Consider the following 14384-nt stretch of genomic DNA (forward strand, 5'->3'; position numbering starts at 1 on the left):
CATTAGCATTAGTTGAAATCTCAGGCTAGCAGCAGAATTTTTTAATTTCAACTGTTTAAAATAGTCATCTGTTTACTGTTATTGCTCGTAATCAGTTCAACATATTATTTACGTTTAGTGGTCAGTCATTCAATGCAAAAGTATTTATGCAGTCTCGGTTCAAACCTTGAGCCTGAAACACATTTTCCTCAGGCACAAGTGGCCCTTAAAGCTTTATCCGACGATATACGCTTTTCACGAAACATACCGACTTCACCAGTCGACATGGATACGAATAACGATTTTTTGAACGCCTTATTTATTATTCGCACGCCTATGTCTGCGAATGAATTAAAGCAAAAGTTTAATGCTATCGAAGAGGCTATGGGCCGCGACCGCTCAGACCCACAAAGAAGCTTTAAAGATCGCACCATAGATATTGATATCCTGGGACGGCTTGAAGAGAAACCTCCGGTACCGGAATATTTAACCTCTTTATTACCAGATTTAGGACTCACCTCATGAGAAAAACAGCAGTTATTACAGGCGCCGGACGACGTTTTGGTTTTGAACTGGCCAAAGCCTTGCTGACTGAAGGCTACCAGTTATTTGCTCACTACAATAGCTCGCGTGACGGTATTGACGAGCTGGAAGCACTTGGCGCTCAGGGCGTACAAGCAGATTTCACCAACATAGACAGTATTCAGGCCATGGTGCGTACTATTAGCAGCGCTACGGACTCTGTCGATCTATTGGTTAACAACGCTTCCTGTTTTTTCGACAACGAAACCGTTGATAACGACAACAACGCGTTAGCTGCGGTATTCCAGGTACACGGAATGGCACCCTATCTGCTTATAAGCGGCTTGCAACGGCAATTAAGCCATTCCGGGAATGGACTGGTTATTAATATTACGGACATCTACGCTGACCGCCCGTCTACAGACTATATTGCTTATTGCGCAGCGAAAGCCGGGCTCGCCAACATGACCCAGGCCTTTGCTAAAAGTTTAGCGCCATCAGTAAGAGTCAACGCCATTCAGCCAGGCCCTATTCTATTTTTACCAGAGCACGATAAAGAACATCGTATGCAGGTTCTGGATGAGACACCATTGCGGGTTGAAGGGGGTTTAGAGCCAATGATAGAAACCGTTCGCTTTTTACGCGACAACCCGTTTATTACGGGCGAGTCCATTAAAGTCGACGGCGGTCGCGGCTTAATGATATAAAAAAACCCGGCACGGTGGCCGGGTTTCAGTTCACTATAGCGACTCTTATTTAAGCATTCCGCGCAATACGTAATGTAAGATACCACCACTTTTGTAGTAGCTCATTTCATTACCAGTATCGATACGGCACTTAACCTCAAACTCGACTTCGCTTCCGTCTTTGCGTTTAGCAACAACTTTCAGCATTTGTCCAGGCTTGAGGTTATCATCAAGGCCTAAAATCGATATCTGCTCTTCGCCAGTCAGCTTGTGTTCTTTAACACCTTCACCTTCAACAAATTGCAGCGGCAGAACGCCCATACCCACCAGGTTAGAACGGTGAATACGTTCATAGCTCTCAGCCAGTACGGCCTTAACACCTAACAGCGTTGTACCTTTGGCAGCCCAGTCACGGCTAGAACCGGTACCGTACTCTTTACCAGCTAATACAACCAATGGTGTGTCATTTTCCATATACTTCATGGCGGCATCGTAAATGGCCATTTGCTCGCCAGTTGGAATGTACTTGGTGTAACCACCTTCAACATCATCCAGCATCTGGTTTTTAATACGAATATTGGCAAAAGTACCGCGCATCATGACTTCGTGGTTACCACGACGCGAACCATAAGAGTTAAAGTCTTTAATTTCGACGCCATTTTCCTGCAGATACTTACCTGCTGGCGAATCTGGCTTAATAGAACCTGCCGGTGAAATGTGATCCGTCGTAATTGAGTCCGCAAATACCGCCAACACGTTAGCGTCTTTAATGTCGCTCGGTGCCTGCAGTGGCTTATCAATACCTTCAAAGAACGGTGGGTTCTTAACGTAAGTAGAGTCGTCCTGCCAGTTATAGGTATTGCCTTTGGCAACACTAATTGACTGCCATTCTTCATCACCTTCAAAGACTTCTCCGTATTCTTTGCCGAACATCTCGTTATCAACCATTTTCACAGCTTCAGCAATTTCTGAACTGCTAGGCCAAATGTCTTTCAGGAATACATCATTACCGTCAGAGTCTTTACCTAAAGGATCTTTACTCAAGTCAGTACGCGTTGTACCCGACAGCGCGTAGGCAACCACTAGCGGTGGTGACGCCAGCCAATTCGCTTTAACTTCAGGGTGAACACGGCCTTCAAAGTTACGGTTTCCTGACAACACAGAAGATACCGTCAGGTCACCTTCATTAATGGCTTCCGTTATTTCATCGTCCAGCGGACCAGAGTTACCAATACAGGTAGTACAACCGTAGCCCACTAAGTTAAAGCCAAGTTTATCAAGGTACTCATCTAAACCGGCTTTTGCGAAATAATCAGTAACTACTTTAGAACCCGGAGCCAATGACGATTTCACCCATGGCTTACGAACCAGCCCTTTTTCCACTGCTTTTTTAGCCAGTAAGCCTGCTGCCATCATGACGCTTGGGTTTGACGTATTGGTACAAGAAGTTATAGCAGCGATGACAACATCACCGTGCGATAAGGAATAGTCCTTACCTTTAACTTTTACTTCTTTGTCTTTCTCACCCGATTTACCGTTAGTTTCCAGTATCAGGTCGAAATTACTGCCAAGCTGCTCCATATTCACTCGATCCTGCGGGCGTTTTGGACCGGCAAGCGAGGCTGTTACGGTGCTTAAGTCTAATTCCAGCGTATCGGTGTACTCCGGTTCGTTATCATTGTCGCGCCACAAACCCTGAGCTTTAGAGTACTTCTCAACCAACTCAATGGTTTCTTCATCACGACCTGACAGACGGAAATAGCGCAGGGTTTCATCATCTACCGGGAAGAAACCACAGGTTGCGCCATATTCCGGCGACATGTTTGAAATGGTTGCGCGGTCAGCTAACGGTAAGTTGTCCAGACCAGGACCGTAAAACTCAACAAATTTACCTACTACGCCTTTTTCACGCAGCATTTGAGTAACTGTTAATACCAAGTCTGTCGCGGTTACACCTTCTTTCAGCGCTCCGGTCATACGGAAGCCGACAACTTCCGGTATTAACATAGAAACAGGCTGCCCCAGCATTGCAGCTTCGGCTTCGATACCGCCAACGCCCCAGCCAAGTACGCCAATACCGTTGATCATGGTGGTGTGCGAATCGGTGCCAACCAAAGTGTCAGGATAAGCAAAAGTTTTGCCGTCTTCTTCTTTCGTCCAGACACTCTTGCCTAAATACTCCAGGTTCACCTGGTGGCAAATACCGGTCCCCGGCGGTACTACGCGGAAGTTCTCAAAGGCACCCTGCCCCCATTTCAGGAACTCGTAACGCTCTTTATTACGTTCCATCTCAAAGCGGACGTTTTCTTTAAAGGCCCCTTCAGTTGCGTATTTGTCTACCATTACCGAGTGGTCAATGACCAGGTCGACCGGCGACAACGGGTTAATGACTTCAGGGTCATGCCCGGCTTTCGCCACGGCGTCACGCATTGCCGCTAAATCGACAATACCCGGAACACCGGTGAAGTCCTGCATCAGAACCCGCGCAGGCCGGTACTGAATCTCGCGGTCAATTTTCTTCTTCTTCGACCAGTCGACCATGGCTTGCAAATCGTCTTTCGTGACGGTTTCGCCATCTTCATTACGCAATAGGTTTTCGAGTAAAACCTTCATTGAAGCAGGAAGTTTAGAAATGTCTCCTAAGGCTTCCTCTGCTTTAGGCAGGCTATAATAATGAAAGGTTTTTCCTTTAACATCTAACGAACTTAAGGTTTTCAGACTGTCTTTGCCTGACATAGATTCTCTCCCATTCGCTTCCAAAGCGTCGTTGTGAACTAAACGGTCTCTTAAATATAGACAAACAGAACCGTTTCAGCCATCAAATGTGTGCTTTGATGAAAACATAAATCAAAAGTTTGTGCCAATTAACTGCTGGTTAAGTACTCAGTTAAGCAACTATTTTTATTATAAATTGTGTTTATATTACATAGTCGGTAAAAAGTGTTTAAGATCAATCAGACATCAGTCTTAGTGAATAAAATAAGGATATAATGGATGAGTCAGGTACTCGATGATTTACTCGACCTGCTAACCCTGGAGAGCATTGAGGACGGTCTTTACCGTGGACAAAGTCAGGATCTAGGCTTTGGCGCAGTTTTTGGTGGTCAGGTCATTGGACAGGCGCTGTCGGCGGCTAAAGAAACTTTACCTCAGGAGCGAGTGTGCCATTCGTTTCACAGTTACTTTTTACGCCCGGGTGACGCCAAAAAACCCATTGTTTATGACGTTGAAACCATACGTGACGGCAAAAGTTTTTCCGCACGCAGAGTCAAAGCCATACAATATGGTAAACCCATTTTCTACATGACGGCGTCTTTCCAGCAACAGGAAGAAGGCTTTGAGCATCAGGACACCATGCCTGAAGTGCCGGGTCCTGAAGGCTTAGTTTCAGACTTGGATATTTATCGTGAACACGAAGAGTTAATACCGGCACCATTACGCAAAAAGTTCATTTGCGACAAGCCCATAGAAATGCGCTTTGTTACCCCATATAACCCATTTAAACCTGAAAAAGACGAGCCTCGCCGTTATGTCTGGTTCAGAGCTAACGGCAACATGCCGGACGATCAGCGTGTGCACAAATACTTGCTGGCTTATGCGTCAGACTTTAACTTTTTACCGACAGCACTGCAGCCTCATGGCGTGAGCTTTGCTCAACCCCATATGCAGGTTGCAACCGTTGATCATGCCATGTGGTTCCATCGCGACTTCCGTATGGATGACTGGCTGCTCTACGCAATAGATAGCCCTTCTGCCAGTGGTCAGCGCGGTTTAGTGCGCGGGCAAATATTCACGCGTGATGGTGTGCTAGTAGCATCGACAATTCAAGAAGGAGTGATTCGGGATCGCGGCTAAACGCGACCCCGATATTAGGGCGTATTGACGTTTACTGATTAGGTCAGAGAAACAAAGAAACCGGCAATTGCAGCACTCATCATGTTTGCCAAAGTCGCTGCTAATAAAGCCCGCATACCTAAACGAGCAATGTCATGGCGTCGGCTGGGCGCCATACCGCCTAACCCGCCCAGCAAAATAGCAATAGACGAAAAGTTCGCAAACCCGCAAAGCACAAAGGTAATGATAACCTGCGAGTTTTCACTTAACTGATCTTTGTAATTGACAAAATCGAGGTAGGCGACAAATTCATTAATAACCAGCTTCTGACCAATAAAGCTTCCCGCCAGGTTAGCTTCATCCCAACTGACCCCTAATACATAGGCAACGGGCTGAAATACATAACCAAAAATTTGCTGTAAGGTGATTTCAGAATACCCAAACCAACCGCCAACCCAGCCAAAAATACCGTTAACCAGTGCAATAAGCGCAACGAAGGCTAACAACATAGCACCAACGTTCATGGCTAATTGCAGACCGCTCGACGCGCCCGTAGCCGCGGCATCAATCACGTTTGCAGAATTGTCTTCTACTTCCACTTCTTCTAAATCGTTACGCGGTTTCTCGCACTCGGGAATCATCATCTTCGCCATGAGGAAACCACCGGGAGCTGCCATAAAGCTTGCGGCGATCAGGTATTTCAACTCAACTCCAACACCGGCGTAACCCGCTAAAACTGAACCGGACACCGACGCCATTCCCCCCACCATCACGGCAAAAAGCTCAGAACGGGTCATCGTTCCGATAAATGGCCGCACCATCATAGGTGCTTCGGTCTGTCCGACAAAAATATTAGCAGCGGCGGACATGGACTCCGGGCGACTGGTGCCCAAGAGCTTTTGTAGCCCCCCGCCCAAAATGCGAATAACCCATTTCATAATGCCTAAGTAGTACAAAACGGAAATAAGAGAGGAGAAGAAAACAATGACTGACAAAACTTGAATGGCAAAAACAAAACCAAAATCTTCAGATGCCAGATTACCAAACAAGAAGTCGATGCCCGCCTGCGTGTAACCAATTACAGCGGAAACTCCTTGGGCAAAACCAAACAACAGCTCACGCCCAATAGGAATATAAAGCACAAAGCCTGCAAGAATAACCTGTATAGCAAAGGCTCCAATAACCGTTCGCCAGCGGATAGCTTTACGATTCGTTGAAACTAAATAGGCAACGATAAAGATGACGGCAATGCCGAGAATACTATTCATAGAAGAACCAATTTTATTCCGCCAGCAACTGACGTATTTTTGTTTTTATTATATCAATGGCGATTTCGTTCTGACCACCGCGAGTGACAACGAGATCGGCAAACTGCTTAGACGGGAATATAAAGTCAAAGAATGCGGGACGAACATACTGCTCATATTGCTCAGTAACCGACTGCAGCGTACGTCCACGCTCTTCAATATCGCGCTTGATACGGCGCAGCAGACAAATATCCAAAGGCGTGTCCATAAATACCGAGATATCAAACTGCTCACGTAACTTTTCGTCGGTTAACAACAAAATACCCTCAACCATTACAACTTTTGCCGGAGCAACCCGTATCGATTTTTCCAGACGGGTATGTGTTGTATGGCTGTACTGCGGCATATCGACCGCTTCACCGGCTTTTAACTGCCGCAAATGTTGCATCAGCAAATCGTGTTCAAAAGCAGCAGGCTGATCATAGTTAGTTAACACCCGCTGTTCCATGGTCATATGACTCTGGTCACGGTAGTAAGCGTCTTCGGCCAGAATAGCAATGCCGTCAGTTCCTAATTCAGCCACTAACTCCTGATACACCGTGGAGGCAAACAGGCTTTTTCCTGACGCTGAGGCGCCAGCTATCGCTATAACTGTTATTTTACTCACAAGCTTCCGTTTCTATTTGCTGCAAACCGCGCGCAATTATCCTTGATTGTCTGCGTAATTAAAAGACTTGACTGACACCTTTATTGTCATAACTTTGACCGATAATCCCTCATATGTTTAATTTCGTTACAATTTAGCCTGAACATAAGCATGAATATCAGTGCCCCCTCTCGTATAGTAAGTTCGCTAAATAAAAAAATAATCCAGGAACCACTATGAAAATGATGAAAACTTTAACCGCCGTTGCTGTAGCAACTGTGTTACTAGGCGGTTGTCAGACAACTCAGTCAGCTAATAACGGCCAGGCTGTCAGCCAGTCACAATTCCCCGAAGTAAAGGTCAACTACGAGACATTTACATTGGATAACGGTTTAACGGTTGTTGTTCATGAAGATCGCAAAGCGCCTATCGTTGCGGTTAATGTTTGGTACGCCGTTGGCTCTAAAGACGAAAAAATGGGCCAAACGGGTTTTGCCCACTTATTTGAGCACTTAATGTTTAACGGCACCGAAAACTACGATGACGAATACTTCGGTCCTTTTGAACGTGCTGGCGCTACAGAAATGAACGGCACCACCAACAATGACCGTACCAACTACTTTGAAAACGTTCCTACGCCGGCACTGGACATGGCCTTGTGGATGGAATCTGATCGTATGGGTCACCTGTTAGGAGCTGTAACTCAGGACAAGCTCGACGAACAGCGCGGCGTTGTACAGAACGAAAAACGTCAGGGTGAAGCTCAGCCTTATGGTAAGGCCTGGAGTTATATCGCCGAACAAACCTTCCCCGAAGGACACCCTTACTCATGGTCTGTTATTGGCTCTATGGAAGACTTGAACGCGGCGTCTCTTGACGACGTTCACCAGTGGTTTGAAGATTACTATGGTGCAGCTAACGCAGTTTTGGTTTTAGCCGGTGATATTGATGTTGAAACCGCGAAAGAAAAAGTGACCAAATACTTTGCTGATATTGGCCCTGGTAAACCACTGCAAAAACAGGAAGCCTGGGTTGCTAAACGCGATGAGCAAAAACGCTCGACTATGGAAGATCGTGTTCCGGCCCCACGGATTTATAAGGTATGGAATACCGCACAAATGGGGACTGCCGACTCCGAATACCTTAACCTATTGGCGGACATTCTGGCTAACGGTAAAAACTCACGACTTTATGAACGCTTAGTTTATAACGAACAAATTGCCAGCTCTGTTGGTGCCTTCCAATATGGTCGCAAACTCTCTGGTCAATTCTTTATTACGGCTGATGCCAAACCCGGTGTTGAGCTTGAGCAAATTGAAAAAATTATTGATGAAGAGCTTGAGCGTTTAATTACGGAAGGTCCAACGGCGGCAGAATTGCAACGCACCAAATTCAGCACCACAGCTGACTTTGTTCGTCGCGCTGAAAAAGTTGGCGGCTTTGGTGGTAAATCTGACATTCTGGCTTCGGGAGCGGTTTACCATAATAACCCCGGCTTCTACCAACAAGAGATGGAATGGACAAAACAAGCTTCCGTCAATGACCTACAAAATGCGGCAGAACAATGGTTAAGCTCTGGTGACTTTGTGCTTAATGTTGTACCACAGCCTGACTACGCAGCTCAGGAAACCGACGCTGACCGTTCACAGTTGCCTCATGTCGGCGACTTACCTCAGCTGGAATTACCTGAAGTTAAAACTTTCACCTTATCTAATGGTTTAGAAGTTTATCTGGCTCAACGTAGCGATACGCCAACCATTGAAATGAGTCTGGTCTTTGACAGTGGTTATGCTTCGGATGTTGGCGGCAAACTCGGAACAGCAAGTTACACCATGTCGATGCTAAAAGAAGGCACTGAAAACCTAAGCGCACTGGAATTAAATGAGCGTTTAGAGTCTTTAGGAACCAACTTAAATGCGTCAGCCAGCCTCGATAGTTCACGCATTAGCATGGATACACTTAGTGTAAACTTTGCCGAGAGCTTAGCACTGATGAATGATGTGCTGCAGAATCCGGCTTTTTCTGACGAAGAAATTGAACGCAAGCGTTCAAACTGGATAGAAGGCATTCGCAAGGAAGAAGCTCGCCCTCAAACTCAAGCTTTACGCGTGTTGCCCGGCTTAATGTTTGGAGAAGGACACGCTTACAGCCAGCCATTAACTGGCTCAGGTACTCCTGAATCCATTAAGTCATTAACTCGTGAAGACTTAGTCCAGCACGCTCAAACCTGGTTACGCCCGGACAACGCAAAACTGGTGATTGTGGGTGATACCAACGTTGAACAAGCTCAATCTTTATTAGAAGAGCAGTTTGCCAGCTGGCAGGCTCCGGCTTCTGATAAACCAGAAAAGACTCTTGATACTTCGATGGCGTCTGAAACCAGTCGCGTATTCCTGATTGATAAACCAGGAAACCCTCAGTCAGTGATAATAGCGGGTCAGTTGGCTCCTTCTGGCCAAGTCGACAATGCTGATACTATTGACGTAATGAACACCATTCTTGGCGGCAGTTTCACCAGTCGTCTGAACATGAACTTACGTGAAGACAAAGGCTGGTCTTATGGTGCTCGCTCTATTTGGTTAGATAACGAAGGCCCAGGGTTACTAATTGCACTGGCTCCGGTTCAAACCGATAAAACTAAAGAGTCGATTGAGGAAATTATGAAAGAATTTACTCAATACGAAGGTGACAAACCAGCAACCGCAGACGAGCTGGCAAAAGTTAAAGCCAACAAAACAGCTAAATTACCTGGCGCCTACGAAACCAAAGGCAGCTTGCTTAGCGGTTTAGTCAGCACATTTAATAAAGGCAAAAACGTTGAGTATCTCGAAAACTATGGTCAACGCATAAACGGCATTACGCTTAACGACATTCAGGATAATGCGGACAAGGTTTTAAAACCTGACGCTATGACCTGGGTTATCGTTGGTGACCTGGCTGAAATAGAAGAAAAAGTACGTTCACTGAATTTAGGTGAAGTGACCATTCTAAAAGAAAGCGACGTTAAGTAATATCGTCTCCCCCAGTCTTTCTGACTGGGGGAATTTCTCTCTCATTACTCACCAAATAATTGCTCTGCGCGACTATGAAGGATCCAGCTGGTTAAGATATACTTATCATTTGATACAGGTATTCTGCCTCTATGCGTGTGAGTAAAGTAAGCTGGCGCTATAACCATTTGACCCGCTTTGGGTTTTAGCGACCGTTCCTGATAATAAAAGTCCGTTTCGCCACCTTCGTCTACATCGTTTAAGTAATACATAAACAACATAGCCCGATGCAGTGGTTCAGTCGAACCTTTCTGAGGAAAAGCTTCACAGTGCCAGTAATTATAATTTCCTTCACCTTTGCGATAACGCTGCATTTGTATTGCACCGACACGAAACAGCTTTTGCATAATTGCCATTTCTTTGCCTTTCGCTATCTCATCAAAATTATCATGTGTTAAAGCGGCTGGCTGCTGAGTTTTAGGGTGCTGCAACGTTAGCGCGACTGGCGCTATCAAGGCAAAATGATATTTTTTAAAATACTCCAACGCATATCGGGCTGTGATTTTCTGTATTTCCAGCAGCAGCTTCTGGTACTCCGGGTGAGCGTTCAATGCTAAGTCCGTACTCGACTTTTTACTCACATCAACACCACCTCCGGTACGCCCCTGAAAGGTATGCCGTGACTTTTCGAAAACTGTGATGAGCTGCTGGCACAATTCGGAGGATAAGGCATTATCATAGGTTTCGATAAAATCATTCATAAACATGACTCTTTCTAATTGCTATACGTTTGGCCGAGATAACATGCTAAAAAATTAATTCAATACGCGACTGACTTCCGGCGATGGCTTACCAATGTAATAGCCCTGTAAGTACTCAATTTGCTGGTCACACAAGTAGCTATTTACTTCCTTATTCTCAACAAATTCAGCCACGATAGGAATATGTAACTCCTTACAGATACTGATCAGGCCATTCAGAATACTGGCACTTGTCGGGTCATGTAATACGTTCTGAACTATGCTGCCATCAATCTTCAAATAGTCCGGGCGAAGACTTATCAGGCGCGAGAAGTTTGAATAACCGACACCGAAATCATCTATCGCAATTTGTCCGCCTAACCGTCTGACATCTCTGGCAAAAGCCTGAACCTTGGTAAAATCTTCGGTCGATTCGGTTTCCGTAATTTCAAAAATAAGCTGCGCTTTTTTATGCTCTGACAGCACATAATGAATAAAACTGACTGTCTCTTCATTCAAGATATCTTCAATGGAGACATTCACGGATATTGCGACCTGGTATTGCTCGGACGTTAGTACCGCCTGTTCAATAACGGAGCGGGTAATTTCGCAGTAATAACGTGTTGTCTTTGCTTCATCTAAAAACAGCCCCGGCACTAAATCCTTATTGTTATCTCTTAACCGGACTAGCGCCTCGTAATAGCTGGGCTGATTTTTGTTGGTACTTTGAATAGGCTGGTAGTAATTGACAAAACGATGATCAACCAGCGCTGACTGAATTTTAGGAAGCCAGTTCACTTTATTCTCGTCCAGCAGCTCACGTTCATAAACCACTTCCACTTTGTAGCCAGAGTAAATGGCTTTCGCTTTCGACAAAGCGCTTTCCGCAAGCTGTAACTGCTTTTTACGCCCAACACCCATGCCTATCGCGACATCCAGAGTGACATCACTACTTTCTACTTTGAGTTTGTGTAACGACAACGCCTTATAAAAGCTAAGCAATTGTCTCTCAAATAAACTGGGGATCATTCTGAAATCTGGAATTAACGCAAATTTATCGCCATGCAAACGGTAAATATTGATGTGTTTAGTTCTCAAAAACGCCGAAGCCCAGTCACTAAATTCACGCAGTAATGCATCACCAAATTCTAAACCATAGAAATCGGCGTAACTTCGAAATTTACGGATATCCAGTACGGCAAGACATTGAGCCCCTACCTGCTTAAGGTCTTTGAGCAAGTCAATTCGGGTAGGCAGAGCGGTTACCTGATCAAAGCGCGCTTCCTGTAGCAATTCATCAAGATGAATCTCTCGTGAGATATCCTGAAACAACAATATTTGCTCAGTTAAAAGGCCATCAGTTTCATATAAGGGAATTGCAATACAGCGACACCAGCGCCTGCGGTTGGTACTTATCAGACAAAGTCGGCCATTCCAGACTTCACCATTAGCGGCGGCTTCGTTTATCTCACCAGTCACATCGTTGCTACTGTCAATGTGGAGAAATTCAGAAAATGCGGTTGTGCGTTTTAGATAGTGAACTCCTAACAGTTTATGCAGCGACTCACTCATCCAGCGAATATTACCGTCCGGCGACAAGCGCGCACATATTGCAGCAGACTCTAACGTATTTATATACTGCTTTAATAAAAAAGGGTTACGCATTAATGCCTGCTCAGTCAAGGTCAACAAATTAGATGTTACTTTTTTGTAATGTACCGAATCCGCCTCAATAATGACAGCCTGTTACCACAGATAGTTTGATCAAAATCGATAGGTTACGCCTATATTTAACGCATTAATTGTGTATTCGTCTTTATCAATCAATTTTATCCAGTCAATAAAGTAAGTTGTTCTGGGGTTATGATCATACTGAACTCCGCCGCCGTAACTGATACTGTTAAGTGTTGTGTTTTGACCACCTACCGTAAATTTTCCCCGCGAAAAACCACCGGTAAGATACAAAGCGACGTCGGGTGACAAATACAAACGAGGCTTAGCTAAAATGCTGGCCGTGTAATCGGTTTCAAACTTGGTGCCTTTATCACTGCTGCTGTGTACGCCAAAACCGTAGCGTGCTTCTGCCGAAAGGCTGTTGCTGTAACGATAACCCAGCATCAGGTTCATCGTATGAGGGGTAAATGACGGGGCGCCCTCAAGCTCGGTATCAACATTCAACTGAGCTAAAGATGCTGCGCCGTAGTAACCACTGTCCTGCGCCTGGGCAAACACACTGACAAATAAAAGCGTACTACCACAGAAAACAGCTTTCAAAAACTTCATACGACTTCCTTATTAATCTGGTACACCTAAGTAAGAGTAGTTTACCAGACTCTGTTAGAGGTGATATACCCCTTGGTAATCAGCAACATCGACATTATAAGTGGTGTTCTGCATTAAATAGTCACGGAAAGTTTCCAATGCATCTAACTCACCATGTACCAATTGAATTGGTGTGTTTGGTTTTAAACTGGACTGCTCTAACCAATCAGCAATTTCTTGGTAGTCAGCATGCCCTGACAGCCCTTCTAAAGAACGGATTCGAGCTTTTACCGGTAACCATTGGCCATGCAGTTTTATCGACTCCACTCCCTGCAGCATTTTGGCACCACGAGTCCCCCCTGCCTGATGCCCACTGAATAACACCGTCGCGCGATGATCACTCAACCAGCGTTTAAAGTGATGCAGAATTCGCCCGCCTGTCGCCATACCGCTGCCCGCAATAATAATATGAGGCCCCGACTGAGAAGCAATAGCTTTTGATTCATCGACAGAACGCGTGTACTCGACTCTTGCAAAGGTTCGGGAGCAGTCTGAGTCCGTCAGTTTGTGAAGGCTATGAAAGCGCAGGTAAAGCCCTGAAACGTTAATAGCCATGGGAGAATCCAAATAAATAGGTTGCTTAGGTACCCGCCCCTCATCCATCAATTTTACTAACAGATATTGCAGCAATTGTGCTCTGCCGACTGAAAAGCTCGGAATTAATAACACACCGCCGGATTGAGCCGTCTCATTAACGACTTCTTCCAACTGCTCTTCCGCATTTTCGGTTTTAGCATGAAGTCGATTGCCGTATGTTGACTCAAGCAGTAGCAAGTCCAAATCCGGTAGCGGTTCAGGTGGATACATCATAATATCCTGCGGACGCCCGATATCACCGGAAAAGCCAACACGCTTACCTTCGGCTTCAATAATGATGCTTGAAGCCCCCAGAATATGACCGGCTGGCTGCAAAGTCACTTTAATATCGCCAATTTCAAATTGCTGATGAAACTCAACGCCCTGAAGCAGCCGTATAGCTGACTTTGCCGTTGCCTCATCGTACAAAGGTTCTGGTTTTTCATGACGGCTTAGCTTATGTTTGCCGAGGTATTTCGCGTCTTCTTCCTGAATTCTTCCGCTATCTGCCCACAGAATATCGCACAAACCAGATGTTGCATGATGTGCGAAAACAGGCCCTCGGAAACCTTCTTTATATAGCACAGGAACAAACCCCGAATGATCAAGATGAGCATGGGTTAATACGACACCGTCCACCTGATTAATCCCCATTGGCAAAGGCTGCCAATTACGTCGCCGTAACCACTTGTAGCCCTGAAAAAGGCCGCAGTCTACTAGAATTCGGGTAGATTCTGTTTCAACTAAATATTTGGAACCGGTGACCGTTTCCGCTCCACCTAAAAATACAACTCTCATTGCATGTCCTTATTTAAGCCGACAACAAAGTATCTCACTTCACT

The 14384-nt window shown here is 45.4% G+C and carries 11 protein-coding genes; 4 read left to right on the forward strand and 7 right to left on the reverse strand.

The window, feature by feature from the left end; translation table 11 throughout:
- Window positions 1-132 precede the first annotated feature (132 nt).
- Complete coding sequence (gene folK, locus RJ32_RS08790; RefSeq protein ID WP_011234773.1) at window positions 133-504, forward strand: 2-amino-4-hydroxy-6-hydroxymethyldihydropteridine diphosphokinase; 372 nt, start codon at window positions 133-135, stop codon at window positions 502-504.
- Window positions 501-1208 (forward strand): SDR family NAD(P)-dependent oxidoreductase, encoded by a 708-nt coding sequence (locus RJ32_RS08795; protein WP_011234774.1) that lies wholly within the window; start codon window positions 501-503, stop codon window positions 1206-1208. The genes folK and RJ32_RS08795 overlap by 4 nt, the downstream gene beginning before the upstream one ends.
- 45 nt (window positions 1209-1253) lie before the next feature.
- On the opposite strand, the gene acnA is transcribed toward RJ32_RS08795, so the two are convergent.
- Window positions 1254-3923: an aconitate hydratase AcnA gene (gene acnA / locus RJ32_RS08800; protein ID WP_011234775.1), complete on the reverse strand. Its 2670-nt coding sequence runs from the start codon at window positions 3921-3923 to the stop codon at window positions 1254-1256.
- A 258-nt stretch (window positions 3924-4181) separates the two neighbouring features.
- On the opposite strand from acnA, the gene tesB reads away from it, so the two are divergent.
- On the forward strand, window positions 4182-5042 hold the full coding sequence (gene tesB / locus RJ32_RS08805; protein WP_011234776.1) for an acyl-CoA thioesterase II: 861 nt from the start codon (window positions 4182-4184) through the stop codon (window positions 5040-5042).
- 38 nt (window positions 5043-5080) lie between these two features.
- On the opposite strand, the gene RJ32_RS08810 is transcribed toward tesB, so the two are convergent.
- Together RJ32_RS08810 and udk are read right to left on the reverse strand one after the other, a co-directional pair.
- Window positions 5081-6289, reverse strand: a complete 1209-nt coding sequence (locus tag RJ32_RS08810; RefSeq protein WP_034821333.1) for a NupC/NupG family nucleoside CNT transporter — start codon at window positions 6287-6289, stop codon at window positions 5081-5083.
- A 13-nt stretch (window positions 6290-6302) separates the two neighbouring features.
- A complete protein-coding gene (gene udk, locus RJ32_RS08815) occupies window positions 6303-6935 on the reverse strand; it encodes a uridine kinase (protein WP_011234778.1) in 633 nt (210 codons plus the stop codon).
- A gap of 215 nt (window positions 6936-7150) precedes the next feature.
- Between udk and RJ32_RS08820 the strand changes: the two genes are divergently transcribed.
- Entirely contained in the window at window positions 7151-9925 is a 2775-nt protein-coding gene (locus tag RJ32_RS08820) for a pitrilysin family protein (RefSeq protein ID WP_034821335.1), read from the forward strand.
- A gap of 44 nt (window positions 9926-9969) precedes the next feature.
- Here the strand turns inward: RJ32_RS08820 and RJ32_RS08825 are convergent, their stop codons facing one another.
- The 4 genes from RJ32_RS08825 to RJ32_RS08840 form a co-directional block, all read right to left on the reverse strand.
- On the reverse strand, window positions 9970-10665 hold the full coding sequence (locus RJ32_RS08825) for a 2OG-Fe(II) oxygenase (RefSeq protein ID WP_034821338.1): 696 nt from the start codon (window positions 10663-10665) through the stop codon (window positions 9970-9972).
- Between the two features lie 54 nt (window positions 10666-10719).
- Window positions 10720-12309 (reverse strand): EAL domain-containing protein, encoded by a 1590-nt coding sequence (locus RJ32_RS08830; RefSeq protein ID WP_034821340.1) that lies wholly within the window; start codon window positions 12307-12309, stop codon window positions 10720-10722.
- 99 nt (window positions 12310-12408) lie between these two features.
- The gene (locus tag RJ32_RS08835) at window positions 12409-12927 is read right to left on the reverse strand and encodes a porin family protein (RefSeq protein ID WP_034821342.1); all 519 of its coding nucleotides are present in this window, start codon (window positions 12925-12927) and stop codon (window positions 12409-12411) included.
- A gap of 54 nt (window positions 12928-12981) precedes the next feature.
- On the reverse strand, window positions 12982-14340 hold the full coding sequence (locus tag RJ32_RS08840; protein ID WP_034821352.1) for an MBL fold metallo-hydrolase RNA specificity domain-containing protein: 1359 nt from the start codon (window positions 14338-14340) through the stop codon (window positions 12982-12984).
- Window positions 14341-14384: the final 44 nt, after the last annotated feature.

It is taken from the genome of Idiomarina sp. 28-8, from assembly GCF_000320945.2.
In the GTDB taxonomy this organism is placed as follows: Bacteria; Pseudomonadota; Gammaproteobacteria; order Enterobacterales; family Alteromonadaceae; genus Idiomarina; species Idiomarina loihiensis.